The sequence below is a fragment of the Amaricoccus sp. W119 genome, assembly GCF_047275745.1.
In the GTDB taxonomy this organism is placed as follows: domain Bacteria; phylum Pseudomonadota; class Alphaproteobacteria; order Rhodobacterales; family Rhodobacteraceae; genus Amaricoccus.
Map to the genome: position 1 here is coordinate 1 of NZ_JBKQWU010000043.1, position 23,484 is coordinate 23,484.

General features: G+C 67.5%; 25 protein-coding genes. 15 read left to right on the forward strand and 10 right to left on the reverse strand.

Features of this window, described 5'->3' with window-relative positions; translation table 11 throughout:
* The 6 genes from ACLJK8_RS16745 to ACLJK8_RS16770 form a co-directional block, all read right to left on the reverse strand.
* Positions 1–757 (reverse strand): threonine aldolase family protein (locus ACLJK8_RS16745; RefSeq protein WP_413151490.1); only part of this gene is annotated, 757 nt, incomplete at its 3' end.
* A complete protein-coding gene (locus tag ACLJK8_RS16750; protein WP_413151520.1) occupies positions 757–1,251 on the reverse strand; it encodes a YcgN family cysteine cluster protein in 495 nt (164 codons plus the stop codon). The genes ACLJK8_RS16745 and ACLJK8_RS16750, both read right to left, overlap by 1 nt.
* 47 nt (positions 1,252–1,298) lie before the next feature.
* Positions 1,299–1,838 carry a GNAT family N-acetyltransferase gene (locus ACLJK8_RS16755; RefSeq protein WP_413151491.1) on the reverse strand — a complete coding sequence of 180 codons (540 nt, stop codon included), beginning with the start codon at positions 1,836–1,838 and terminating at the stop codon, positions 1,299–1,301.
* A complete protein-coding gene (locus tag ACLJK8_RS16760; protein ID WP_413151492.1) occupies positions 1,835–2,389 on the reverse strand; it encodes a GNAT family N-acetyltransferase in 555 nt (184 codons plus the stop codon). Before ACLJK8_RS16760 ends, ACLJK8_RS16755 begins: the two co-directional genes overlap by 4 nt.
* 8 nt (positions 2,390–2,397) lie before the next feature.
* Positions 2,398–3,483 carry a bifunctional riboflavin kinase/FAD synthetase gene (locus ACLJK8_RS16765; protein ID WP_413151493.1) on the reverse strand — a complete coding sequence of 362 codons (1,086 nt, stop codon included), beginning with the start codon at positions 3,481–3,483 and terminating at the stop codon, positions 2,398–2,400.
* 46 nt (positions 3,484–3,529) lie between these two features.
* Complete coding sequence (locus ACLJK8_RS16770; RefSeq protein ID WP_413151494.1) at positions 3,530–3,985, reverse strand: MaoC family dehydratase; 456 nt, start codon at positions 3,983–3,985, stop codon at positions 3,530–3,532.
* Between the two features lie 245 nt (positions 3,986–4,230).
* Between ACLJK8_RS16770 and ACLJK8_RS16775 the strand changes: the two genes are divergently transcribed.
* Positions 4,231–5,073, forward strand: coding sequence for a sulfotransferase family 2 domain-containing protein (locus tag ACLJK8_RS16775; protein ID WP_413151495.1), 843 nt, complete (start codon positions 4,231–4,233; stop codon positions 5,071–5,073).
* 164 nt (positions 5,074–5,237) lie between these two features.
* Entirely contained in the window at positions 5,238–5,648 is a 411-nt protein-coding gene (locus ACLJK8_RS16780) for a GFA family protein (protein ID WP_413151496.1), read from the forward strand.
* A gap of 69 nt (positions 5,649–5,717) precedes the next feature.
* Here ACLJK8_RS16780 and ACLJK8_RS16785 read toward each other — a convergent pair whose 3' ends face one another.
* Both ACLJK8_RS16785 and ACLJK8_RS16790 read right to left on the reverse strand, forming a co-directional pair.
* Positions 5,718–6,524 carry an MBL fold metallo-hydrolase gene (locus tag ACLJK8_RS16785; protein ID WP_413151497.1) on the reverse strand — a complete coding sequence of 269 codons (807 nt, stop codon included), beginning with the start codon at positions 6,522–6,524 and terminating at the stop codon, positions 5,718–5,720.
* A 131-nt stretch (positions 6,525–6,655) separates the two neighbouring features.
* A complete protein-coding gene (locus ACLJK8_RS16790) occupies positions 6,656–7,534 on the reverse strand; it encodes a TIGR01459 family HAD-type hydrolase (protein ID WP_413151498.1) in 879 nt (292 codons plus the stop codon).
* A gap of 163 nt (positions 7,535–7,697) precedes the next feature.
* Between ACLJK8_RS16790 and ACLJK8_RS16795 the strand changes: the two genes are divergently transcribed.
* The 6 genes from ACLJK8_RS16795 (at position 7,698) to ACLJK8_RS16820 (ending at position 14,049) form a co-directional block, all read left to right on the forward strand.
* Entirely contained in the window at positions 7,698–8,102 is a 405-nt protein-coding gene (locus ACLJK8_RS16795; protein ID WP_413151499.1) for a GFA family protein, read from the forward strand.
* Between the two features lie 481 nt (positions 8,103–8,583).
* Entirely contained in the window at positions 8,584–8,871 is a 288-nt protein-coding gene (locus tag ACLJK8_RS16800; protein WP_413151500.1) for a hypothetical protein, read from the forward strand.
* 417 nt (positions 8,872–9,288) lie between these two features.
* A complete protein-coding gene (locus ACLJK8_RS16805; RefSeq protein WP_413151501.1) occupies positions 9,289–10,659 on the forward strand; it encodes a M10 family metallopeptidase C-terminal domain-containing protein in 1,371 nt (456 codons plus the stop codon).
* A gap of 271 nt (positions 10,660–10,930) precedes the next feature.
* A complete protein-coding gene (groES, locus tag ACLJK8_RS16810) occupies positions 10,931–11,245 on the forward strand; it encodes a co-chaperone GroES (protein ID WP_413151502.1) in 315 nt (104 codons plus the stop codon).
* Positions 11,246–11,291: 46 nt separating this feature from the next.
* Entirely contained in the window at positions 11,292–12,941 is a 1,650-nt protein-coding gene (gene groL / locus ACLJK8_RS16815; protein ID WP_413151503.1) for a chaperonin GroEL, read from the forward strand.
* 136 nt (positions 12,942–13,077) lie between these two features.
* The gene (locus tag ACLJK8_RS16820) at positions 13,078–14,049 is read left to right on the forward strand and encodes a cation transporter (protein ID WP_413151504.1); all 972 of its coding nucleotides are present in this window, start codon (positions 13,078–13,080) and stop codon (positions 14,047–14,049) included.
* A gap of 64 nt (positions 14,050–14,113) precedes the next feature.
* Here ACLJK8_RS16820 and ACLJK8_RS16825 read toward each other — a convergent pair whose 3' ends face one another.
* Positions 14,114–14,641: a gamma-glutamylcyclotransferase family protein gene (locus tag ACLJK8_RS16825; protein WP_413151505.1), complete on the reverse strand. Its 528-nt coding sequence runs from the start codon at positions 14,639–14,641 to the stop codon at positions 14,114–14,116.
* Between the two features lie 57 nt (positions 14,642–14,698).
* Positions 14,699–16,801 carry a peroxidase family protein gene (locus ACLJK8_RS16830; RefSeq protein WP_413151506.1) on the reverse strand — a complete coding sequence of 701 codons (2,103 nt, stop codon included), beginning with the start codon at positions 16,799–16,801 and terminating at the stop codon, positions 14,699–14,701.
* A 368-nt stretch (positions 16,802–17,169) separates the two neighbouring features.
* Between ACLJK8_RS16830 and yajC the strand changes: the two genes are divergently transcribed.
* The 7 genes from yajC (at position 17,170) to ACLJK8_RS16865 (ending at position 23,470) form a co-directional block, all read left to right on the forward strand.
* A complete protein-coding gene (gene yajC, locus ACLJK8_RS16835; protein ID WP_413151507.1) occupies positions 17,170–17,496 on the forward strand; it encodes a preprotein translocase subunit YajC in 327 nt (108 codons plus the stop codon).
* A 49-nt stretch (positions 17,497–17,545) separates the two neighbouring features.
* Positions 17,546–19,210, forward strand: coding sequence for a protein translocase subunit SecD (gene secD / locus ACLJK8_RS16840; RefSeq protein WP_413151508.1), 1,665 nt, complete (start codon positions 17,546–17,548; stop codon positions 19,208–19,210).
* Between the two features lie 13 nt (positions 19,211–19,223).
* Positions 19,224–20,186, forward strand: coding sequence for a protein translocase subunit SecF (gene secF / locus ACLJK8_RS16845; protein ID WP_413151509.1), 963 nt, complete (start codon positions 19,224–19,226; stop codon positions 20,184–20,186).
* 8 nt (positions 20,187–20,194) lie between these two features.
* Complete coding sequence (locus ACLJK8_RS16850) at positions 20,195–20,548, forward strand: Mth938-like domain-containing protein (protein ID WP_413151510.1); 354 nt, start codon at positions 20,195–20,197, stop codon at positions 20,546–20,548.
* Positions 20,549–20,686: 138 nt separating this feature from the next.
* The gene (locus ACLJK8_RS16855; RefSeq protein WP_413151511.1) at positions 20,687–21,286 is read left to right on the forward strand and encodes a superoxide dismutase; all 600 of its coding nucleotides are present in this window, start codon (positions 20,687–20,689) and stop codon (positions 21,284–21,286) included.
* Positions 21,287–21,411: 125 nt separating this feature from the next.
* Positions 21,412–22,401, forward strand: a complete 990-nt coding sequence (locus tag ACLJK8_RS16860) for an omptin family outer membrane protease (protein ID WP_413151512.1) — start codon at positions 21,412–21,414, stop codon at positions 22,399–22,401.
* A 184-nt stretch (positions 22,402–22,585) separates the two neighbouring features.
* Complete coding sequence (locus ACLJK8_RS16865) at positions 22,586–23,470, forward strand: DUF2189 domain-containing protein (RefSeq protein ID WP_413151513.1); 885 nt, start codon at positions 22,586–22,588, stop codon at positions 23,468–23,470.
* Positions 23,471–23,484: the final 14 nt, after the last annotated feature.

Below are 23,484 nucleotides of genomic sequence, written 5' to 3' on the forward strand. Positions count from 1 at the left end.
AGAGATCGCCTTCGAGATAGGCTTCCATCTGGGCCGAGAGAAAGCGGTGCTTCGAGAAGAGGTGCCCGCCGCGCTTGCGCCGGCGCTCGAACTCGACCGCGCGCGCGGGGTCGAAGAAGATCACTGCCTCCACGCCGAGGCATCCGTTCTTGGTACCGCCCAGGGAGAGCACGTCGATGCCGGCGCGTTGCGCGAGATCCGCCGGCGCGCAGCCGAGCGCGGCGACCGCGTTCGCGAACCGCGCCCCGTCCAGGTGGCAGGGCATTCCGGCGGCGCGCGCGAGGCCGGTCAGTTCGCGCATCGCCTCGGGCGCGTAGACCGTTCCGGCCTCGGTCACATTGGTGAGGCTGAGCGCGCCGGCCGCGACGTTATGAACACCGGCGCGCGCCGGGATCGCGGCGCCGAGCGCCTCCGGGTCGATCCGCCCGTGCTCGCCCGGCAGGACCGTGAGCTTCGCCCCGTCGGAGAAGAATTCGGGCGCCGCGCATTCATCCTCCTCGATATGCGCCTGGTAATGGCAGAAGATGGTCTCCCAGGGCCGGACGAGGCAGGCGAGGGCGAGCGCGTTCGCGGCCGTTCCGGTGCCCACCAGATGAACGGCAGCCTCGGGCGCGGCGAAGATGCCGCGCACCCGCGCCGTTACCCGCTCCATCGCCGCTTCCGCGCCATAGCCGGGCGTGAACTCCTCGTTCGCGCGAGCCACCGCGTCGAGCACCGCCGGATGCGCGGGCCCGGCATTGTCGGAGGTGAACCACATCAGCACTGATCCTCGATGATGAAGTCTTCGAGGTCATCCTCGTCGACGTCGTATTCGGCGGTCATCCGCCCCTTGAGCGACACCCCGGCGCGGTGCACCGAATCGGGATCGCCCGAGATCAGCGGGTGCCAGTCGTAGAGGTCGTGGCCGTCATGGATCAGCCGGTAGGCGCAGGTCCGCGGCATCCAGTCGATGATCCGTTCGAGACTGTCGCGATCCATCACCACGCAGCCCGGGACAAGTTGCTTGCGCAGCGCATAATTGCCGCAGCGGCAGGTGCCGAGGTCGAGCAGGCGGCAGGCAACGGACGTATAGGCGATCTCGCCCGTCTCGTCGTCCTCGAGCTTCAGCAGGCAGCATTTGCCGCAGCCGTCGCAGAGCGCCTCCCATTCGTGCCGCGGCAATTCCTCCAGTGGAAAGCGGCGCCAGAATTCGGGGCGCAGGTTGGAGCGATCGATCGGATCGCCCTTCGTGGCATGGCGGCGTGTCTTCATGGTGCGAGCATGGGCCGGATCGGGGTGCTTCGGAAGAGCGTTTCCGCTCATGAAGCCGCCCGCGCGGGCAGGGCGCGCCAGCGGGCGGCGGTCATCGCGAAGGCGAGCCGGTCCGCGGACGGCTTGCCATCCGGATGGACGAAGGCCGGATCGATCTCGAAGGCGAGCCGCTCCATCACCCGCACCGAACGCGGATTGCCCTTCCGGGTCAGTGCGACGACGCGGTCGAGCCCGAGCGTGCCGAAACCGTAGTCGAGCCAGCCGCGCGCCGCCTCCGCCGCGTAGCCCTGGCGCTGGTAGCGGGGAAAGAGCGCCCAGCCGATCTCGCAAAGCGGCGGCTCGCGCAGGATCGCGAGGCCCGATATCCCGAGGAAGGCGCCATCCCCCCGGCGTTCGATCGCGCCATAGGCGAGGTCTTCCTCCTGCCAGCAGGCGAGGTAGAATTCGAAGAGCGCCCGGCAATCCTCGCGCGACAGCGCGGCGAGCGGGTCGCCGGCCAGCGCCGGATCGGCGAAGAGCGCCATGAAATGATCCTCGTCCCGGGCGAGGAACGGCCGCAGGATCAGCCGCGCGGTCTCGATCCTCATGGGTGCGCCGTCCAGTCCGCCCGGGCGAGCGTGAAGCTGACATGGCGCCGGAGTGGGCTGCCCTCGGGGATCGCGGGATGGTCGAAATCGAGCTGCTCCGCCCGCCGCATCCCGAGACGCCGCATCACGGCCTGCGACGGCAGGTTCGGAACGGCGGTGAAGGCGACGATCTCCGGGAGGTCGAGCGTCGCGAAGGCATGCGAGATCGCCGCCGCCGCGCCTTCGGTCGCATAGCCCTGACCCCAGGCGGCGCGGGCGAGGCGCCACCCGGCCTCCACCATCCCGTCCACGACCGTCCCGGGCAATTCCACCCGCGAGACACCGACCATGCCGAGGAAGACGCCATCGGACAGCCGCTCGGCGACGGAGAAGCCGAAGCCGTTCCGCTCCGTCCGCTCGAGGATACGCCCGACCAGCACGTCGCTCTCGGCCCGGTTCATCAGCCTGGGGAAGTAGCGCATGACCTCGGGATCGGCGTTGAGCGCGGCGAAAGGCTCCAGATCGCGCGCCTCCCAGGGACGAACGCGCAGTCTCGGGGTTTCGAGACGCATGGCGTCCGTCACCGCGGGATCGGAACCGGCGTCAGCGGCTGGCCCGCCGCCGCCAGATGCGCGCGGGCGTCCTCGACATCCGCGCGCATCTGCGCGACGAGCGCGTCCAGGCTGTCGAATTTCAGCTCGGGCCGCAGATAGGCGACGAGCCCCACCGACAGTTCCGCCCCGTAGAGGTCGCCGGAGAAATCGAGAAGGAAGGCTTCGAGATTCGGGCGCTTGCCGTCGAACATCGGCCGCACCCCGAGCGAGACGGCGGCGGGATAGCGACCCCGGTACGGCCCGGTCAGCACGTCGACCGTCGCGGCGTAGACGCCGAAGCGCGGCAGGTTCAGCGGCTCGAGCCAGATGTTCGCGGTCGGAAAGCCGAAATCCCGGCCCCGCTTGTCGCCATGCACGACCGCGCCTTCGATCCGGTGCCAGTGGCCAAGGATGCGCGCCGCGTCGTCCGGCCGGCCCTCGGCGAGCGCCTCGCGGATCGCGGAGGAGGAGAAGTCGCCCTGTTCGTCGCAGACGAGGGGTGCGATCGTCACTCCGAAGCCGGCGGCGGGTCCGAGCGCGCGGAGCATCTCTACATCGCCGCGCCGGCGGCGCCCGAAGCGGAAATCGGCGCCGGCGACGAGATGCCGGAGGCCGAGGCCGTCGCGCAGGACGCGGGTGATGAACTCCTCCGCCTCCAGCCCCGCGAGCGCGGCGTCGAAGCGCAACTCGTAAAGCTGCTCCACGCCGAGCTTTTCCATCCGGTGCGCGCGGGCCTCGGCGTTCATGATCCGGAACGGCGGCGCGTCCGGGGCGAAGAAGGCGCGAGGATGCGGCTCGAAGGTGATGGCCCCGAAGGACACGCCGAGCCGCGCGGCCGCCGCGCGCGCCAGCGCCAGGACGGATTGATGCCCGAGATGCAGTCCGTCGAAATTGCCGATCGCGGCGGCGGCGCCGCGGTCTTCCGGCGCCAGGCCGGCGTATTCCGAATGTCGNGCGCGCGCCAGCGCCAGGACGGATTGATGCCCGAGATGCAGTCCGTCGAAATTGCCGATCGCGGCGGCGGCGCCGCGGTCTTCCGGCGCCAGGCCGGCGTATTCCGAATGTCGTCGCATGGTCCCCTTCGCCGGACCCGCCGGCGCGGGTCCGGGCGGAGATCCGTCAGTCGAACTTGCGGCTCGGCGCCAGGACGGTCGCCTCACCCTTCAGCACGACCGTATCGCCCACACGGCATTTGCAATCAAGCGTGACCCGCCGCTTGGCGTGGTCGATCGTCAGCACGGTAACCTCGGCCTCCACGCGGTCACCCGGCCGGACCGGCGCCATGAAGCGCAGCGTCTGGCCGAGATAGACCGTACCATGGCCCGGAAGCTGTTCGCCGATCACCGCCGAGATCAGGCCCGCGGTCAGCATGCCATGCGCGATCCGACCCTCGAAGATCGTGTCCTGCGCATAGGCATCGTCGAGATGCACCGGATTGCGGTCGGAGGAGACCTCGGCGAACAGCTCGATCTCCCGATCCGTGATCGTCTTGGCGAGTGAGCGCGTCATCCCGATTTCGAGGTCTTCGACGCAGATCGTGCCAACCGGCAGGTTATGCTCGCGCGTATCCAACATCATTGTCTCCACCCATGGTGCGCCGCCGCATTTTCGCTGCGTTGCAGCAAACTACCTTGGACGGCACGCAACTGCAATATGCCTGCGAAAGATTGTGATGAACATCCCACCATAGGTCGTAACTTTGTTTCGCGTCGGCTCGGCGGCCGCGCTGCCCTCTGGATATCCGCGAGGCCCAGGTGATACGGAGGGCCAAAACCGGTACGAGCCGGGAAGCACGAGGCAAGTCTGCGTCAGGAACCGCGATGAACACTGTCAGAAGTCCCGAACCGATGGTCGATCCGGTGCACCGCTTCGTGCTGTTCACCAATGCGAAATGCGGCGGCACGACGCTGAAGCGGTGGTTCTTCACCAATCTCGATCTGGCCGGGCTGGAGCGCAATCCGGTCCGCCTCGCCGCCGCCTTCGGTCCCGGCTTCGCGGCGCGGCATCTGATGCGGGGGCGCAAGTGGACGCCCCGGGGCGAGGCGTTGCGGGATTCGGAGGCGCTGCGGCTGGCGACGAACGCCTACCGGAAATCCTACTGCGTCCGCGCGCTGCTTTCGGGCGCGACCGAAGGGTTCTTCCGGTTCGCCGTCGTGCGCGATCCGGCGCCGAGGCTGGTCAGCGCCTATCTCGACAAGTTCTGCGGCGAGGACCGCGACCGCCCCTGGGTGCGCTCGGTCGTGGATCAGGCGGGCACGAACGGCGACATCACCTTCGACCGCTTTCTCGATTATCTCGCGGCGGTCGATGACGAGAACTGCAATCCGCACTGGCGCCGGCAGACCTATGTCCTTGAAGGGCACAGGATCGACGCCTGGGTGCGGCTCGAGCACATCGCCGAGGACTTCGCGGCGATCGGCGACCGGGTCGGCGGCGCGCATCTCGACATTTTCGGGGCCAGGCTTCAGGCCGCGCCCTCGGCGAAACTGTCATGGGGCGACCGGCCGCCGCTCAACGCCGCGCCGACCGCCGAGATCGCCGCCTGGCGCGCGGAGCACGGCGCCTTTCCGCCCAAGGAGGCGCTGCTCACCGACGCGACCCGCGCGCGGATCCGCGAGATCTACGCCGCCGATTACGCGGCGCTGCCCTACCAGGAGGCGTAGGCGACTTCCTCCTTGCCGGCGTACCGCCGCGGCGACTAGCATCCGCGCTGGTCGGTCTGGCGAACCGACGGAAGGTCCCGGGCGCGTCTCGGGCGCGGGACCGGGGGTGAAGCTGGGCCGAGGTGAACGGCCGGAACGATCAGGCCGGATGAAGGGGGAGAAGGATGGCGAAGATCGAAGGCGGCTGCCTGTGCGGGAGCGTTCGTTACACGAGCGACACCGATCCGTTGATGGTCGTGAACTGCTATTGCGAGAACTGCCGGAAGAACTCCGGCTCGACGCACAGTTTCAACCTCGGCATGCCCGCGGGGTCGGTGACCGTTACCGGCGACACGATCGCGACCTATGTCGACGAGACGGGCGCGAGCGGCAAGCCTTTCAACCGGCATTTCTGCTCCCGGTGCGGGACGCATTTCCGCTCGGAAGGGCCGGCCTATGAAGGAGTCGAGTTCATCAAGGCCGGCACGCTCGACGACCCGGAAGCCTTCGAGCCCGCGGTTCATATCTGGTGCGAACAGAAGATCGACTGGATCGCGCTGCCGGAGGGCGCGTCGACGCACCCGCGCAACCCGTGACCGAGGTCCGGAGATCCGAGGTGTCCGCAGGGCGGAAGCGGGGCCTCGGACCTCGAATGATCCCGGTCGCTAGATCGCCTCGAAACGGTAGCCGTCCAGCGCGCGGGCGACGCGACCGATCCCGGGGAAATCCAGATGGGCGCCGGCGACGTGGTGCCCGGCGTCGCAGGCGAGGTCGAGAAGCCGCCGGCGGGTCTCCCGCGCGCGGTCCTGGTCGCTGTCGTATTCCCAGGTGATCTCCGGCCGCTCGAACTGCAGCGAGGGCACGTGGATGACGTCGCCCCACACCAGCACCGTGTCGCCGCCGTTCGTGACGCGGAAGCAGGTGTGGCCGATCTCGTGCCCCGCCGCTTCCATGGCCTCGATGCCATCGGCGAGCTGGCCCGGCTCGAACGGCTCGGCCAGGTCATGGAAGCGCATAAGCCGCGCCTCGGCGCGGAACATGTCGAGCTCCTTCGCCGGGACGAGCAGCCGGGACAGGTTCGGGAAGGCATCGTCGCCGTCCGGCAGGACGAGGCCGTTGACGTGATCGAGGTGGGTGTGGGTGACGGCGACCGTCCGGACGCGGCCGGGATCGATACCCGCTTCGCGCAGCGCCTCGGGAAGCCTTCCCATGCTCGGCTCCCACGCATTGGACGAACCGGTGTCGATCAACGTCACCGCCTCGCCATCGTCGAAGGCGAAGGCGTTGACGGAAAGCCGCAGGACGCCCTCGACCAGTTCCACCTGTGGCGGCAGGTCGTCGCCGAACACCCGGTCGCCCGGCTGTCTCAGTCGGCTGGTCGGCATGTCGACGTAGCCGTCACGGAGCGCCGTCAGCGTCCAGGATCCGAAGGTGAAGGAAGCGTGAAGGTCTCCCGAGCTGGCGCGTTTCATCTGGGTCCGCCCTTCGCTGGAACTGGTCGGCCTTAGCATCAGGCGGGTCTCGGGGCAAGCGCGGCACCGGGTCACGCTCGGGCCGCCACGCGGGTCTTTCCGTTCGCGCGGTTCGGAACCGCCCGGCGAGGTCAGCGAAGAAGCGCCATGGCGTAGAGCGGCGAGAGCCGCGCCGCGCGCAGGACGGCTTCGAGCTTCTCGGGGTTCGGCCCGGACTCGGGCGTGGTGTCGGTCTGCTCCGCCACGAGGCCGCCGGTGATGAAGAGCGAATCGAGATCCTCGCCCATCGCGCCCTGAATGTCGGTGGGCAGCCCGTCGCCGATGCAGAGAATGCCTTCGGAGGGTACGTCATCCGCGCCCACCTCGATGAGTTTGCGCCGGGCCAGCGCGTAGATCGGCGGATAGGGTTTGCCAAAATAGAAGCTCTCGCCGCCCGCCTCCGAATAGGCCTGGGCGATCGCCCCGGCGCAGTAGATCCGGCGGTCGCCGACATCGACGATGACATCGGGATTGGCGCAGAGAAGCTTCAACCCCTTGGTCTTCCCGTAGAGGATCGTCGCGCGGTAATCCTCCGGCGTCTCGGTCCGGTCGTCGAAGAGGCCCGTGCAGACGATGCTCTCGGCTTCCTCGAGCGGCACGAGTTCGACGTCGAGCGGGACGCCGTTCGCATCGGTGAAGAAGGGCAGGTCGCGCTCCGGGCCGATATGGTAGACGCGCTTGCCGAAACCGCCGCTCGCCAGCGCGTGCTGCGCCGCGTCGCCGGAGGAGACGATCACATCATAGGTTCCGTCCGGCGTGCCGAGCTGGCGCAGCTGCGCGGCGACCTGCGCCGCGGGGCGGGGGGAGTTGGTCAGGAGCACCACCGCGCCGCCGCCCGCCCGGAACCGGGCCATCGCCTCGGCCGCTTCCGGATAGACCCTGACCCCGTTGTGGAGGCACCCCCAGAGATCGCAGTAGAGCACCTGGTAGCGGTCGGCGATCTCGTCGACGGATTTGATGATCTGGGTCATGGTTGTCTCGCTTTCCCGAGGCGATAGGTTCGACGGCGCGGCCGTTCCCGCCCGCGATACCTGATCATGCCCCGGCGTGCAAAGCCGTTGGGTTTGAACAGGGGTCCGAGGCCGGGAACGTCTGGGCAAGAACGTTCGCGACCGCGGCGAAGGAGGCGGCTTCATGATTACCTATCCGGTCAGGGGCGGATGCCATTGCAACGCGATCCGCTACAGTCTGCACGCTGAGCCGTTGTTCAGCGAGATCTGCCACTGCGAATCCTGTCGGCGCACCTCCGGAAGCGAGAGCGTCGGATGGCTGACCGCGGAAATCGGCGCCTTCAGGGTGGATCGGGGCGCGCCTGCGATCTACGAATCCTCGCCCGGCGTGAAGCGGGGCTTCTGCGGGGCTTGCGGTGCGACGCTGACCTACCAGAACAACGCCGACACGATCGACGTCACCCTGTCGACGCTCGACGACCCGGAGCTGTTCCCGCCCAGCGCCGAGGTCTGGCTGCAGGAGCAGCTGAGCTGGAACCCGCCCAACCCGCGCCTCGAACAGCACGAGCGAGGCAGCGGCGCGGGCTAGCCGGACTCTCCATCGGGTCGCGAGGGACCGCCTCGGATCTGCGCAGGTGACGAAGATGGCGCCGCGGCATGTGAAATGATCGCGCGACTCATCGGGTGGTGTTACTTATTGACGATAGTATCCGGACCGTTCCTGGGTGGGCGGTCGTCCATAGAGAGAGAACGAATTCTTTCCCCCTTCTTCATGACGTCGGCCAGGCCGCTCGCCTTCGGGTGGCCGTTGGTGGTTGGTACCATCGGGCGGAGTTGTGCCTCGGCGCGGGTTCGTCTGGAGGGCGTTGGACTCCAGGCCTGATCTCCACCCCTTGATGCGCGGCGGCGGGGCCTGACCGGTCCACCGGCCGCCCGGACCGGTCCCTGACGACTATATCCGCACGCACGGAAATTCCGCCCGTGTCTTCGGGAATACCGGTGACGACTGGCTGGACTATTTCGAGCTCGTCGCGATCTCGGACAGCACCGCCTCGGCGCGCGACTCGATCATGAACTTCGGCGCCGAGGACCGGATCGACGTGTCGCGCATCGACGCGGGGTCCGCCGGCGGGAACCAGGCCTTCGACTTCACTGGCGCGAGCGGCGGAGCCGGGGATCTCCGGGTCGTCGAGAGCGGCGCCGACGCGATCGTCTTCGCCCAGGCGCAGGCCGGCGCGCGGCTGGTGCTGCGCGTGGCCGGCGCGGCCGATCATGACTGGGGGCGGGCGACTTCATCCTGTGAACCGGCCGGGCGCCGCCCGCGGCGCGGCGCCGGGGAATATCCCGAATCCGGGTAATCGCGCAACGCGAAATGGCTCGCGCGACTCAGCAGGTAATGCTACTTATGGATCACCATACGTGACCGTGTTGGGTGGGCCGGTCTCATTGAATGCGATGGACAATTCTGTCGGCTTTCTTTGCGAGGCCGACCGCGATTCCCGTTGATATTTTGCGGGGACTGAAGGCTGACGCGTTGGGCGGGGGTGGTGCCTCGTCCACGGTTTCGCGCGAAGTCGCATGATCGGGCGTCCGCCGAGCACTCGTCCACCCTTCGACGTCTGGCGGCGGGCCTGGCCGGTCACCCGCCGGCAGTTCATGCCGACCGGCCCAATACAAGAGGTCCCATCGATCGGTGTGAGGGCCGATCGGGTGGCGCGCCCGGCTGTGGGACATCGGTGGGCGAGATCGAAATCCTTTTTGGGAAAGGGGTTCCCATGCCGAATATTCCGACCGATGGAGACGATTTTCTCTACACGACGAGCGATGGACAGACGATCGACGGCCTTGGCGGCCACGACCAGATCGAAAGCGGCCACAATTTCACGCGGCTGCTCGGAAGCGCGGGCGACGACTGGCTCCTGACACGGTTCGACTTTCCCGACTTCCTTTGGGATGACGACACCGACATCGAAGCATTCCAGAGCGGCGGAGCCGGTGACGATCAGCTCGACGTGGCGCTGACCTTCGGTCTGCCGACGGTCAATGGCGAGATTGACCCGGACATCTCGTCCGATATGCGGGCCGAGATGTCCGGGGGCGACGGTCATGACATGTTGTCCCTCGACATGTCCGCGATCCAGGCCGACATGTCGGCGGTGCTTTCGGGCGGCGCCGGCGCGGACCGGATCATTGCGAACGCGACGAACCTGGGGCTCGCCGATTATGGCGCGCGGTCCCATGATCTCTCCGCCTCCGGAGGGGCGGGCGACGATGTCATCCGGCTCGGGTCCGATACCGGGGGAAGCTACCTGGGCTGGTTCGACGCGACGCTCTCCGCGACGGGCGGGAGCGGCGACGACACGCTGGTCGCATCGTCCTTCGCCTCGATGACCGGCAGCCCCGACGTGACGATCCGGCTGGAGGGCGGAAGCGGCTCGGATGTGCTGCGGTCGAACGCGGAGCTCAGGACCGAGTACTCGCCGATCGCCGACGTGCGGCTCATCGGAGGCGCGGGCGGCGACCGGCTCTATGCCCAGACCCGCGCCTATGGCGACAGCCCCGACGCGGTCAACCGGCTCGAAGGAGGCTCCGGCGCCGACTATCTGAGCGCGGTCATGGAACTGCTCGACCCCTCCTACTTCAGCCAGAGCGGCGTGGCGGAGAACCGGCTCGTCGGTGGGTCGGGCAACGACATCCTCCGGGGCGAAGTGGTCGAATCGCTGGCCGACGGTCTGGACCGCAGCCTGCTCAACGGCGGCTCGGGCGCGGATCAGCTTCGGGTCATCGGTGGCGACGGCAATCAGCTTCGCGGCGGCGCGGGGGCGGATCGGAGCTGGGGCGGCGACGGGCTCGACTATTTCGAGTTCGTCGCGATCACCGACAGCACCGCGTCGGCGCGCGACTCGATCATGAACTTCGGCGCCGAGGACCGGATAGACGTGTCGCGCATCGACGCCGGCGGTGGCCCGGGCGATCAGGCCTTCACCTATGGCGGCGCGAGCCAGACCGGGGCGGGCTATCTCTGGGTCCGCGAGAGCGGCGACGATGCCATCGTGACCGCCGAGACCGTCTCGGGTCAGCGCCTCGTCATCCGCGTGGCCGACGCCGCCGATTTCGGCTGGAGCGAGGACAGCTTCATGCTTTGAGGCGGCGACCCGTGAAAGTGATGAGCCTCGAAGCGATGGCTTCGAGGCGTCGGGGCGGGCGTCTCGTCCGCCCCTCGGCCTTCTTCGACCACGTTCCACCAAAAAACCGCCTTGCATGACCCTTGACAGGTCGGGGCGTCGGCTCCTAGGTATGCGGCGCGGTTAGCACTCTTCGATGGCAAGTGCTAACAGGCCGTCCCGGCAAGTCCCAGGCGGCCTTCATACGTCATCGCAACAGGTTTTGGAACGCAGACTCGAAGGAGCGACTTCCATGCAATTCACCCCCCTGCACGACCGTGTTCTCGTCAAGCGCATCGAAGGCGACGAGAAGACCAAGGGCGGCCTGATCATCCCCGATTCCGCGAAGGAAAAGCCGTCCGAGGGCGAGATCGTCGCCGTTGGCGAGGGTGCCCGCAAGGATTCGGGCGAGCTCATCCCGATGGCCGTGAAGGCCGGCGACCGCGTCCTCTTCGGCAAGTGGTCCGGGACCGAGGTCAAGATCGATGGCGAAGACCTTCTGATCATGAAGGAAAGCGACATCCTCGGCATCATCTCGTCGGGCTCGTCCTCGGCGAAGGCCGCCTGATCTCTCCGCGCCCCGAGCCATTTCCAGATAGACAAGGAGCAGCCGCATGGCCGCGAAACAGGTTAAGTTCAACACCGACGCCCGCAACCGGATGCTGAAGGGTGTCGACATCCTCGCCGACGCCGTGAAGGTGACGCTGGGCCCCAAGGGCCGCAACGTCGTCATCGACAAGTCCTTCGGCGCGCCGCGCATCACCAAGGACGGCGTCACCGTCGCCAAGGAAATCGAGCTTGAGGACAAGTTCGAGAACATGGGCGCCCAGATGGTCCGCGAAGTCGCTTCGCGCACCAATGACGAGGCCGGAGACGGCACCACCACCGCCACCGTTCTCGCCCAGGCGATCGTGCGCGAGGGCATGAAGTCCGTCGCCGCCGGCATGAACCCGATGGATCTGAAGCGCGGCATCGACCTCGCCGTCTCCAGCGTCGTCGAGGCGATCAAGGCCCAGGCCCGCACCGTCTCCGGTTCCGACGAAGTCGCCCAGGTCGGCACCATCTCCGCCAATGGCGAGACCGAGATCGGCCGCCAGATCGCGGACGCGATGCAGAAGGTCGGCAACGAGGGTGTCATCACCGTCGAGGAGAACAAGGGCTTCGAGACCGAGACCGAGGTCGTCGAGGGCATGCAGTTCGACCGCGGCTATCTCTCGCCGTACTTCATCACCAACGCCGACAAGATGATCGCCGAGCTCGAGGACGCGCTCATCCTGCTGCACGAGAAGAAGCTCTCCTCGCTGCAGCCGATGGTTCCGCTGCTCGAAGCGGTGATCCAGTCGGGCAAGCCGCTCCTGATCATCGCCGAGGACGTGGACGGCGAAGCGCTCGCGACCCTCGTCGTGAACAAGCTGCGCGGTGGCCTGAAGATCGCCGCCGTCAAGGCGCCGGGCTTCGGTGATCGCCGCAAGGCCATGCTGCAGGACATCGCGATCCTGACCGGCGGCCAGGTGATCTCGGAAGACCTCGGCATGAAGCTCGAGAATGTCGGCCTCGACATGCTCGGCAAGGCCCGCAAGATCGCCATCACCAAGGACGAGACCACGATCGTCGACGGCACCGGCGAAAAGGCCGAGATCGAGGCGCGCGTCGCACAGATCCGTCAGCAGATCGAGGAAACCACCTCGGACTACGACAAGGAGAAGCTGCAGGAGCGTCTCGCGAAGCTCGCGGGCGGCGTCGCAGTCATCCGCGTCGGCGGTGCTTCCGAGGTCGAGGTGAAGGAGCGCAAGGACCGCGTCGATGACGCGCTCAACGCCACCCGCGCCGCGGTTCAGGAAGGCGTCGTCGTCGGCGGCGGTGTCGCCCTCGTCCAGGCCTCGAAGAAGCTCGAAGGCATGACCGGCGAGAACCCGGACCAGAACGCCGGTATCGCGATCGTCCGTCGCGCGCTTCAGGCGCCGCTGCGCCAGATCGCCGAGAACGCCGGCGTCGACGGCGCGGTCGTCGCGGGCAAGGTCATCGAATCCTCGGACGCGGCCTATGGCTTCAACGCCCAGACCGAGGAATACGGCGACATGTTCAAGTACGGCGTGATCGACCCGGCGAAGGTCGTCCGCACCGCGCTGCAGGACGCGGCCTCGGTCGCCGGCCTGCTCATCACCACCGAGGCGATGATCGCCGAGAAGCCGGAGCCGAAGGGCGCGGCCGGTGGCATGCCGGGCGGCATGGGCGGCATGGGCGGCATGGACGGGATGATGTAATCCCGGGCCATCCGGCCAGATTTCGGGGGCGCCTTCGGGCGCCCCTATTTCGTGGCCGCTTTCTCGTCACCATGCCGCGCTTGCCTCGACTTCGCGCCGTCAGTAGGTGTGGACCGGTCAGCGAGGGACGGGGATCATGGCGGGAACGGACGCGGCGATGAACCGGCGGCTCGAAGGCCGGTCCCTGACCATTGCCATGTATGGCAATCTCTTCATGGCGGCGGCGGGCGTGCTGGCGGGACTCCTTTCGAATTCCAACGCCATCATGATGGATGGTCTCTTCTCGTTCATAGGCTTCGTATCGGCGCTGCTCGGGCGTCGGATCAGCCGCAAGGTCACCGCGGGTCCCGACCGCTTCCGTCCCTTCGGCTACGCGGCGGACGAGTCGATCTTCGTCACCTTCCGGTCTCTGTCGCTCCTGGGACTGGTGATCTTCGCCATCACCGCCGCGGCCCAGAACATCTACCGCTACATGACCGGGGTGATGCCCGAGCCGCTGAACTTCGGGCCGATGGTGCTCTACTTCGTCGTGGTCGGCGCGACATGCGTCGTGCTCTGGTGGTCGCACCGCCGCGCCTGGATCAGGAGCGGCCGGTCGAGCGACATCCTGCGGCTCGAGAGTCGCGCCTCGGCCTTCGATGGCGTGATCACCGGGGCCTCGGGCATCGGGCTGACGGCGATCCATCTGCTGAGCGACGGGCCGCTCGCGCCGATCGCGCCGGTCGGGGATTCGATCATCGTGATCTTCCTCTGCCTCACCGTGATCGGACAGTATTTCAGCGGGCTCCGCGCCGGACTCGGCGAACTCGCCGGGGTGACCGCGCCGCCCGGCCGTATCGCGAGCGCGCGGCGCGCCCTGCGACCGGCGCTGGCCGAGGATGGCGGGACCCTCCGGGACCTGTCGGTGACGAAGATCGGCCGGGGCTATCTCGTCACGGTCTATTATGACCCCGGGCGGCCCGTCACGGCCGGGGAGATCGACCAGTTGACGCTCCGCCTCATCCGCGACCTGCAGCCGGTCGCGCCGGGTTCGGACGTGCTCCTGATCATCACGGGCTACGCGCGACGCTGGCCCGCCGAGATCGACCCCCTGAGATCGACCCCCTGAGATCAACCCCCTGGGATCGCCCCCCTGAGATCGATCTCTGAGATCGCCCTCTGGGGACGGCCGGTCAGCGGCCCGTCGCGCCCGTGGTGCCCGCGAGCAGACGCAGCGCCTCCGCGCGCGTCGGCCGGTCGCGCACAGGATCGGGCAGGCGGGCGGTGGCGGCGAGCGTCGCGATCCACGTGGGCGGCAGGGCATGCTGCCGTGCGCCCGCGAGGATGAGGTCGAGGTACCAGTCGAAGGGGCGTAGCGCCGGGTCGAGGTGGCCGGGCCTCGGGACATAGACCTGCGCGGCGCGCGAGGCGCCTCCGGCCGTGACCCTCAGCGTCTCGCGCGCATAGCCCGGTCCTTCGAACCGGTCGAGGACGGCGATCTCGCCCGCGTCGATCTCGAACAGCACGCCATGGAGCGGATGCGCGGTCTCCGTTCCTGGGGCGATCATCGCCTTGCCGGAGAGATCGCGGCCGCGCTTGGCGAAGCCGAGCGCCATGCCGGGCAGCCAGGCGGCGCCGATCGGGCGCGCCGAGCCGACGCGCGCCCGGAGCCGCTCCGTCAGCATGTTGGACCCGTAGGCGAAATAGGAGACAGCGGACATGGGCGGCGATCCTATGCGGATCGTCGCCCATGTCGAGGGCACCGATGTGGCGGCCGGTCAGGCGATGTCGATGTGATCGCCGAGGATGAAGTTCCGCCCATGCAGATTGTCGATGGAATGATCGTCGATGATGACCGCCCCGTCCTCGAGCCGGATGACGGCGTTGTCGCCGCGATCGAGCATGGCTTCCCGGACATCCTTCATCGAGGAGAACTGCGAATATTCGGAAAGGTCGATGCGCTCGTTCCAGGTGAAGTCGCGAATGTGGTCGTAGCCACCGTCCGCGAAGACGAAGGTGTCGCGGCCGGCATCGCCGAACAGGAGGTCGCCGCCACCGCCGCCGTCGAGCTCGTCGCCGTGGGTGCCACCGCGCAGCGTGTCCGTGCCGCCGCCGCCCTTCAGCAGGTCGTGCCCGCCGTCGCCGCGCAGCACATCCGCGCCCGCGCCGCCATAGATGTCGTCCGCCCCGGCGCGGCCCTGCAGCTTGTCGTTCCCGCCAAAGCCGATGATGAGGTCGAGCGCTTCGGACCCGTCGAGGTCATTGGCCTTCGACGTGCCGCCGATCCGGTCGGCGGCGGCGAAGGCGTCGCGGTAGAGATACTTGATGCCGGTGTTGCGGGCGACGATCTCGGCGAAGCTCGTCTCCGCGATCGCCTCGATCAGTTCGGGATGGTCGGCGAAGCGCTCCTCGTACCAGAACCGGTCCGCGTCCCGGGTGTTCTCGAACTGCGCCACCGTCAGGATCGTCGCGGTCTCGCCGAGCATCGAGCCCCGCGCTTCCTTTTCAAGCAGCACGCCGACGATCGAGTCCAGTTCCGAGATGTCGTCGCCGTAGACGGATTTCAGCGCCGCGAGCGTCCCGGAATCGACGTCGTTCGCGCGAGCGAAGGCGTCCAGGCTCGCATAGGTCGCAAGGCCCAGTCCCGCGCGGAGGGCGTTGTAGTCACCGACCCCATGGTCGTCGCCGCGCGCGATATCGATCGCGGCGAGGTCGAAGCCGAGACCGAAGAGCTCGTTGCGTACGCCGTCGCTGACCTTGCCGTCGATCTCCTGCGCCGCCTGGGCGAGCTCGCCCCGGACCCAGCGGTCCATGTCGGAGGTGGTGGTGATGCCCTCGCCTCCGAGGAAGGACTTGGTGAAATTGTCCCCGAGCGAGACGCTGGTTCCCGTGCCGCGCTCGTTCAGCTTCGCGTCCGAGGCGCTGGCCTGGTCATGGCCGAAGCGGAAGGCGACGGTGGTCCATTCGTTGATGATGCGCGGATCGGCCGCGGCGTCGAAGCCCGAGTATCCGCTGAGCGCATCCGCGCCGACGAGCTTGGTGAGATACTCGTCATAGACCACGTGCTGGAATTCCGCCTCGTTGAGCGCGCGGGCAGCCTGGTAGACCTCCTCGGTGCTCCAGTCGGGGTGGAGGTCTTCGAGCTTCTCGACATGCCAGTTGTGGTTACGCAGGAACAGCGTCTGGTGCGCGAGCAACTGCGCCTGCTGGTTGATCCGCCCGTCGCCTCCGACGAAACCGACCGGACCCTGACCGAAGTCGAGCGCGCCGAGCGTGCCATCCGCCGCTTCGGCCTCGGTGATGCCATGCGCCTGCGCGATATCGGCGGCATGCGGCATCAGCCCCTTCTCATGGGTGACGAGCCGCGCCGAATCCGGGGCGCGCAGCAGCGCGTTGATCGAATCGGAAGGGCCATAGACCTGGGAGAGGTCCATGAAGGTGGTCTGGTTGCCGATCTGCTCGCGGACATTGGCGTTGAGCGGCGATTCGTCCGAGAGCACGAAGGCGTCGCGGGCGAAGCTGCCGCCGAAGACATGGGGATCGAGCCCCGCGACCTGTTCGGAGGTTCCGGCGCGCGATCCGGCGATGTCATGGGTGATCATCTGGCCGAAGAACTGGAAGAACTCGTTCACGCCTTCGTGCGCGGGACGGTTCTCGGAGGTTGCGAGGACCTGCTGGCTGATCGCCCGCGGGTCGTTCGCACCGCCTTCGGCGTCGGGCTGGTCCCAGACCGAGCCGTCGTTCGAGCCGTAGCTGTTCGCGGTCAGCCTGACGTAATGATCGGACCGCTCGCCGCCCTTGTCGTTGTTCTCCGACCCGTTGTTCCGCCGGGACGCGACGGTGAGATCCGAAAGGTCGGCCTTGTCGTATAAATTGGACATTCTGCAACTACCTCGCTCGAAACGGGCGTGTTTCACCGCGCCGCCGTCTCGCACCCCGCGAAGGGCGCCGCTCGCCCGCCTTCCCGCCTGATCGGGACCGTCCGCCATGACTATCGGTGGCGTGACCGGTGACCCGTAGCACCGGATGGGGCAGCCCTCAATCGCTTCCCGCGTACCCGGTCGAGATGCCGCGGAGCTGATACCGCGGTGCAACGGGGCGCGCGGGGGCCGGGAACGGGAAGGGGCGAGGGGAACGTGCCGCCCCGCCTCCGCTTGCCATTCCGCGGGGCCGCGGATAGTGTCCGCGCGCAATTCCAGCCGGGGCCGGGGCGAAGGCCGGAGCACCCGCACAAGATGGGGAATGACCGATGTTTGCAACGCCCGCGTTCGCGCAAGCGGCGGCGCCCGGAGGGGCCGCCAGCAGCCTGATCAGCTTCGCGCCGATCGTCCTGATCTTCCTGATCATGTATTTCCTCATGATCCGGCCGCAGCAGAAGAAGGTGAAGGAACACCGAGCGATGATCGAGGCGCTGCGCCGCGGTGATCAGGTGGTGACGGCCGGCGGTCTGATCGGCAAGGTCGTCAAGGTCAGCGACACCGAGGTCGAGGTGGAACTGGCGCCGAACGTCAAGGTCCGGGTCGTCCGCTCGACCATCACCCAGGTGCTGAGCAAGACCGTACCCGCCGAGGCGTGAGCCGCCGCGCTCCCGGACCCGTCCGGGAGCGGTCCCAGGGATCGACCGAATGCTGCAATTTCCGCTGTGGAAGCGTCTGATCATCATCGCGATCTGCGTGATCGGGACGGTGATCGCCCTGCCGAACCTGTTCTACTCCCGCGTCGAGCTTTCCAACGACGCGGTCACAGCGATCGAGCGCGGCGCGCCCGAGACGCCGGAGCTCGCGGCCCAGCGCGGGGAATGGCCGAGATGGATGCCGCATGAGCTGGTGAATCTCGGCCTCGACCTGCGGGGCGGGGCGCATGTGCTGGTCGAGGTCCGGACTCAGGACGTGCATGCCGAACGGCTCGAAGGCCTCTGGCCGGAACTGCGCGACCGGCTTCGCGACATCCGCGACCAGGTGGGCACGGTGCGCCGGCTGACCGGCACCGCCGACGAGTTGCGGATCCGGATCTCGACCCCGGGGGGCATGGAAGCGGCGCTCCAGGCGGTGCGCGACTCGGCGCAGCCGGTCTTTTCCCTGACCGGGGCCGGCAGCCGCGAATACGAAGCCCGCGCCGAGGGCGATCAGATCATCGTGACGCTGAGCGAGGCCGAGAAACAGGCGGTCGACGAGCGCACGATGCAGCAGAGCCTCGAGATCATCCGCCGGCGCGTGGACGAGACGGGTACCCGCGAACCCTCGATCCAGCGCCAGGGCGCCGATCGCATTCTCGTGCAGGTGCCGGGCATCGGCTCGGCCGAGGAACTGCTGCAGATCATCGGCAAGACCGCGCGCCTCTCCTTCCATCCGGTGGTCAACCAGACCTCCGACCCGAATGCGAGTCCCGGCCTCGACAACATGCTGTTGCCGGCGATGGACCAGCCGGGCGTCTACTACATCCTTGAACGCCGCTCGGTCGTCACCGGCGAGCAGCTGGTGGACAGCCAGCCCTCCTACGATCAGAACGGCCTGCCGGCGGTGACCTTCCGGTTCAACCCCGCGGGCGGGCGGGCCTTCGGCGACTACACGGCCGCCCACATCGGGCAGCCCTTCGCGATCGTGCTCGACAACCAGGTGATCTCGGCGCCGACGATCCAGAGCCATATCGCCGGCGGCAACGGCATCATCTCCGGGGCATTTACCGTCGAGGATGCGCAGCAGTTGGCAGTTCTGCTCCGCGCGGGCGCCTTGCCCGCGGAGATCACGGTTCTGGAGCAGCGCACCATCGGGCCGGAACTGGGGCAGGATTCCGTCAACGCGGGCATGCTCGCGGGCCTCGTCGCGCTGGCCGCCGTCGCTCTCTATATGACGGTGACCTACGGGCTTTTCGGGCTCTTCGCCAATGTGGCCCTCATCCTCAACATCGTGCTGATCTTCGCGCTGATGGCGATCATCGGCGCGACGCTGACCATGCCCGGCATCGCCGGTATCGTGCTGACGATCGGCATGGCGGTCGATGCGAACGTGCTGATCTTCGAGCGCATCCGCGAGGAGATGCGTACGGCGCGCGGCCCGGCGCGGGCGATCGGCCTCGGCTTCGAGCGCGCCTTCGCCACGATCATGGACGCGAACCTCACGACGCTGATCGTCGCCGTCATTCTCTACATCATGGGCTCCGGCCCGGTTCGGGGCTTCGCCGTCACGCTCGGCCTCGGCATCCTCTGCTCGATCTTCACCGCCGTCTACGTGACGCAGATGATCATAGGCGCCTGGTATGACTGGCGCCGGCCGAAAAGCGTGACGGTCTGAGGAGCACTTCGTGATGCGTCTACGTCTCGTTCCCGACAATACCCGGATCGATTTCTTCCGCTACATGCGCTTCTGGCTCGCGGTGTCGATCCTCGGCATCCTCGGTTCCTTCGCCTCGATCGCGGTGTTCGGCCTCAATTACGGCGTCGATTTCCGAGGCGGCACGCTCATCATGGCCGCGACGCCGGAGGAGCATGACGTCGCGGAGTTCCGCGGGCTGCTGACGGAGCTCGATGTCGGCGATGTCGGCGTGACGACCGCCTCCGACACGACGGGAGCCGGGCGGCATGTCGTGCTGATGCGGCTCGGCGTGACCGGGGAGGATGCGACCAACCAGCGCGAGGTGATCGCGCAGGTGCAGGCGGCGCTCGACCAGGCCTTCCCGGGGATCAGCTATCTTCAGGTCGATACCGTGGGTGCCAAGGTCTCCGACGAGCTCGTGCTCGACGGGGTCCTCGCGGTGCTGCTTTCGGTCATCGGCATCATGTTCTACATTTGGATCCGGTTCGAATGGCAGTTCGGCCTCGGCGCCGCGGCGTCGCTCCTGCATGACGCGATCGTCGTCGTGGGCCTCTTCAGCCTCTTCCAGATGGAATTCGACCTCACCATCGTCGCCGCCGTACTGACCGTGCTCGGCTTCTCGATCAACGATACGGTCGTGGTCTTCGACCGCGTGCGCGAGGTCCTGCGGAAATACAAGCGCATGCCGCTGGTCGAGGTGCTCAACCTCGCCTTCAACGAGACGCTCAGCCGCACCGTGATGACGGTCCTGACCACGATGCTGGCGCTGCTCGCGATCCTGATCTTCGGCGGGCCGACCGTCCGCGGCTTCTCGGTCGCGGTGATCCTCGGCATCGTGATCGGGACCTATTCCTCGATCTACGTGGCTTCAGCGGTCGTGCTCTGGTTCGGGGTCAAGCGGGACTGGGGCTCGGCGAAGGGCGAGACCGGCGCCAAGCGCGACGCGCGGGTCTGAGGCGGACGATGCGGGTCACCGAGATCCACTATCCGGGCAGCCCGCCGGTCGACGGCTATGGCCCCGGCTTCTTCCGCGTGGGCGGGGAGGTGCGCGAGGGTCCGCTGCTGCTTCTGCCCGCGGGGATCGAGCGCTGGGACGGCCTTGGGGATCTCGACTCCATTCTGGAACAGAGCGATGCGATCGACGTTCTCCTGATGGGGATGGGGCCGGAGATCCGGCCTCTGGCCCCGGAAATACGCGCGCGTCTGGAGGGAGCGGGGATCGGTGTCGAGATCATGGCCACCCCGCCGGCGTGCCGGACCTACAACGTCCTTCTCGGCGAAGGGCGGCGGGTGGCCGCGGCGCTTCTGCCGGTCTGACTCGACCCGGCCAAGGCTCCCGGCGCGGCCACTTCCCGCGGCTCGCCGAAAGTTCGCGCCAAGCCTTTTACAACGATGTTTGGCGGTCTAGAACCGGTTCGGGCGAATTCGTCTCGAATGAAAGAAAGGGTACTCAAAATGGCCTTCGAACTTCCCGATCTCCCCTATGCCCATGACGCGCTGGCCGGCGCGGGCATGTCGAAGGAAACGCTCGAGTTTCACCACGACATCCACCACAAGGCCTATGTCGACAACGGCAACAAGCTGATCGCGGGAACCGAGTGGGAGGGCAAGTCGGTCGAGGAGATCGTCAAGGGCACCTACCAGTCGGGCGCGGTCGCGCAGTCGGGGATCTTCAACAACGCCTCGCAGCATTGGAACCACACCGAGTTCTGGCAGATGATGAGCCCGGATTCGGGCGCGATCCCGGGTGAGCTTGAAAAGGCGCTGACCGAGTCCTTCGGTTCGGTCGACAAGTTCAAGGAAGAGTTCGGCGCCGCCGGCGCGGGGCAGTTCGGCTCCGGCTGGGCCTGGCTCGTCAAGGACGCGGACGGCTCGCTCAAGGTGACGAAGACCGAGAACGGCGTGAACCCGCTCTGCTTCGGCCAGACCGCGCTGCTTGGCTGCGACGTGTGGGAACACTCCTACTACATCGACTTCCGCAACAAGCGCCCGGCCTATCTCACGAACTTCCTCGACAAGCTCGTGAACTGGGAAAACGTCGCCTCCAGGCTCTGAGGCTCCCGGGGCTTCCGCCGGCCGGCGGAAGCCCTCTTCACCGGCGATCGTCGCCGGACTTTTCTCCGTCATGCCGGCATGTTACGAGCGACCGATTCCCCTCGTGTTGGGGGCGGAGTGCAAGGGTGTATAAGGTGCGCAGTCTCGGTCTGGCGCTGGTCGCCGGTTTGGCCGCTGGTCCGGCAGTTCAAGCGAAATCCGTTCATGCCCAGGATATAGCAACGCCCGCGACGGGTGGCGTCGGTGTCCTGTCCTCGGTTGGCGCGCGGCTCGGCGATCGCCTGACGGCGGAGGGGTATCTCGGCCATCTCAGCGGCGATTCCGACGAATTGGTCTACAATGATGGCGAGCGGGTCAGCCGGCTGACCTGGACGATCGAGAACGCGCTCGTGGTCGGAACCCGGGTCAACTACGCGGCGACCGACTGGCTGCGGTTCGGGGTCGGCGGCTGGGCCAGCCTCTCCTCGGACAATACGATGAACGACTACGACTGGCTCCGGGACGACCGGGAGGGCTGGTCGGACTGGTCGACCCACGCGGACACCAGTCTGGAACGGGCCTTCGAGATTGACCTCTCCGCCCAGGCGCGGGTGGCGGAGTGGCGGGGCGCGTGGTTCGACGGGCTGCTGGGCTATCAGCTGCGCAACTTCAAATGGCAGGCCTCGAACGGCAGCTACATCTATTCCCAGATGGGTTTTCGCGACGATGAGGGGCGGTTCAGCGGCCCGCTGGTCGACTATGAACAGTGGTGGCGCACGCCCTATCTCGGTATCGCCGCGGGCTATGCGCTGCCAGGGCTGCGACTGAGCGGCCGGGTGATCGCGAGCCCCTTCGCGCAGGTCTCCGACGAGGACACCCATATTCTGAACGACCAGCGCTTCGAGGGGCATTTCGGCGCCACCCAGATGGCGGCCGTCACGTTCCGGGCCGAGCATGATCTCACCGAACGGTGGATGCTCACGGGCGAGGCGAACTACCAGAAGTTCTGGGAAGCCAATGGCGACATGAACGTCTACTATCTCAACCTGGACGGGTGGAACAGCGAGCTGAACGACGCCGCCGGCGCGAGCAACACGACGATGATGTTCTCATTGGGCCTCAATTACCGCTTCTGACCCCGCCGCCTCTGACCCGGCCGCCTCTGACCCGACCGCTTCCGGCTGGCCTCCCGCTCTCGTGAAAATTTCCGCGGGCGACGTGTCGTTTCGCGTGTGCTACGGTGTGCCGACGCGGGCGGCGCCTCGCGCTCCTGACTTCGCGGTCCGCCGCCCATAACCCGATGAAAGGGGGAGGGTGCTCATGCCGAATACCATCGGGAATCCGTTGTCCTGGAGCGTGGATACCGCGCGGGCGACCGGGCAGCATCTGGGCGCGGTCGCCGACCGCGTCGGCAGTCACGACGTCGAGGCCGATCACGCGCCAAGGGTCAGGCGCATCGGGATCGAGGATCTGCGCGCGGCGCTGCGCAAGGGCGCGGAGGATTTCGCCGCCACGCGTTCGGATGTGGTCTTCCTCTGTCTCCTCTATCCCGTGATCGGCATCCTGATGATCGCAGGCGCCTTGCGCGGCGACATGATGCCGATGATCTTCCCCGCGATCGCGGGTTTCGCGCTGGTCGGCCCGGTCGCGGGCGTCGGCCTCTACGAGATGAGCCGGCGCCGCGAGATGGGCGAGGAGCCGAGCTGGGGCGATGCGCTCGGCGTGTTCAACTCGCCGCGTTTCGGCGCGGTGCTGGTGCTCGGCCTGCTGCATTGCGCGATCTTCCTCGCCTGGATGATCACCGCTCTAGGGCTCAACAACGCGATCATGGGCGCCGAACGGCCGGCTTCGATGCTCGGTTATCTCGGTTCCGTCCTGTCGACCCCGGCGGGCTGGACGCTCATCATCGTCGGCTGCGGCATCGGCTTCCTCTACGCGGCGCTGGTGCTCGCGATCAGCATCGTCTCCTTCCCGCTGCTGCTCGACCGGAACGTGGGCGTGCCCGTGGCGATCGCCACCTCGATCCGTGTCGCGCGCGAGAATCCGGCGACCGTCACGGTCTGGGGACTGATCGTCGCGGTCGGGCTGGTGATCGGCTCGATCCCGCTCTTTCTCGGGCTTATCGTGGTCCTGCCGATCCTCGGCCATGCGACCTGGCATCTCTATCGCCGCGCGATAGAGCCGCTGCCGGGACAGGCCGGCTGAGGCGGCGTAACACG

Bases quoted from the DNA above. Each gene is read 5' to 3' on its own strand.
- ACLJK8_RS16820 (WP_413151504.1), top strand. From the start codon at position 13,078: ATGGCGGGAACGGACGCGGCGATGAACCGGCGGCTCGAAGGCCGGTCC.
- ACLJK8_RS16760 (WP_413151492.1), bottom strand. From the start codon at position 2,389: ATGCGTCTCGAAACCCCGAGACTGCGCGTTCGTCCCTGGGAGGCGCGC.
- ACLJK8_RS16855 (WP_413151511.1), top strand. From the start codon at position 20,687: ATGGCCTTCGAACTTCCCGATCTCCCCTATGCCCATGACGCGCTGGCC.
- ACLJK8_RS16770 (WP_413151494.1), bottom strand. From the start codon at position 3,985: ATGTTGGATACGCGCGAGCATAACCTGCCGGTTGGCACGATCTGCGTC.
- secD (WP_413151508.1), top strand. From the start codon at position 17,546: ATGCTGCAATTTCCGCTGTGGAAGCGTCTGATCATCATCGCGATCTGC.
- ACLJK8_RS16750 (WP_413151520.1), bottom strand. From the start codon at position 1,251: ATGAAGACACGCCGCCATGCCACGAAGGGCGATCCGATCGATCGCTCC.
- ACLJK8_RS16755 (WP_413151491.1), bottom strand. From the start codon at position 1,838: ATGAGGATCGAGACCGCGCGGCTGATCCTGCGGCCGTTCCTCGCCCGG.
- ACLJK8_RS16780 (WP_413151496.1), top strand. From the start codon at position 5,238: ATGGCGAAGATCGAAGGCGGCTGCCTGTGCGGGAGCGTTCGTTACACG.
- ACLJK8_RS16865 (WP_413151513.1), top strand. From the start codon at position 22,586: ATGCCGAATACCATCGGGAATCCGTTGTCCTGGAGCGTGGATACCGCG.
- ACLJK8_RS16795 (WP_413151499.1), top strand. From the start codon at position 7,698: ATGATTACCTATCCGGTCAGGGGCGGATGCCATTGCAACGCGATCCGC.
- groES (WP_413151502.1), top strand. From the start codon at position 10,931: ATGCAATTCACCCCCCTGCACGACCGTGTTCTCGTCAAGCGCATCGAA.
- ACLJK8_RS16825 (WP_413151505.1), bottom strand. From the start codon at position 14,641: ATGTCCGCTGTCTCCTATTTCGCCTACGGGTCCAACATGCTGACGGAG.
- ACLJK8_RS16850 (WP_413151510.1), top strand. From the start codon at position 20,195: ATGCGGGTCACCGAGATCCACTATCCGGGCAGCCCGCCGGTCGACGGC.
- ACLJK8_RS16775 (WP_413151495.1), top strand. From the start codon at position 4,231: ATGAACACTGTCAGAAGTCCCGAACCGATGGTCGATCCGGTGCACCGC.
- ACLJK8_RS16800 (WP_413151500.1), top strand. From the start codon at position 8,584: ATGAACTTCGGCGCCGAGGACCGGATCGACGTGTCGCGCATCGACGCG.
- ACLJK8_RS16805 (WP_413151501.1), top strand. From the start codon at position 9,289: ATGCCGAATATTCCGACCGATGGAGACGATTTTCTCTACACGACGAGC.
- yajC (WP_413151507.1), top strand. From the start codon at position 17,170: ATGTTTGCAACGCCCGCGTTCGCGCAAGCGGCGGCGCCCGGAGGGGCC.
- ACLJK8_RS16830 (WP_413151506.1), bottom strand. From the start codon at position 16,801: ATGTCCAATTTATACGACAAGGCCGACCTTTCGGATCTCACCGTCGCG.
- secF (WP_413151509.1), top strand. From the start codon at position 19,224: ATGCGTCTACGTCTCGTTCCCGACAATACCCGGATCGATTTCTTCCGC.
- ACLJK8_RS16790 (WP_413151498.1), bottom strand. From the start codon at position 7,534: ATGACCCAGATCATCAAATCCGTCGACGAGATCGCCGACCGCTACCAG.
- ACLJK8_RS16785 (WP_413151497.1), bottom strand. From the start codon at position 6,524: ATGAAACGCGCCAGCTCGGGAGACCTTCACGCTTCCTTCACCTTCGGA.
- groL (WP_413151503.1), top strand. From the start codon at position 11,292: ATGGCCGCGAAACAGGTTAAGTTCAACACCGACGCCCGCAACCGGATG.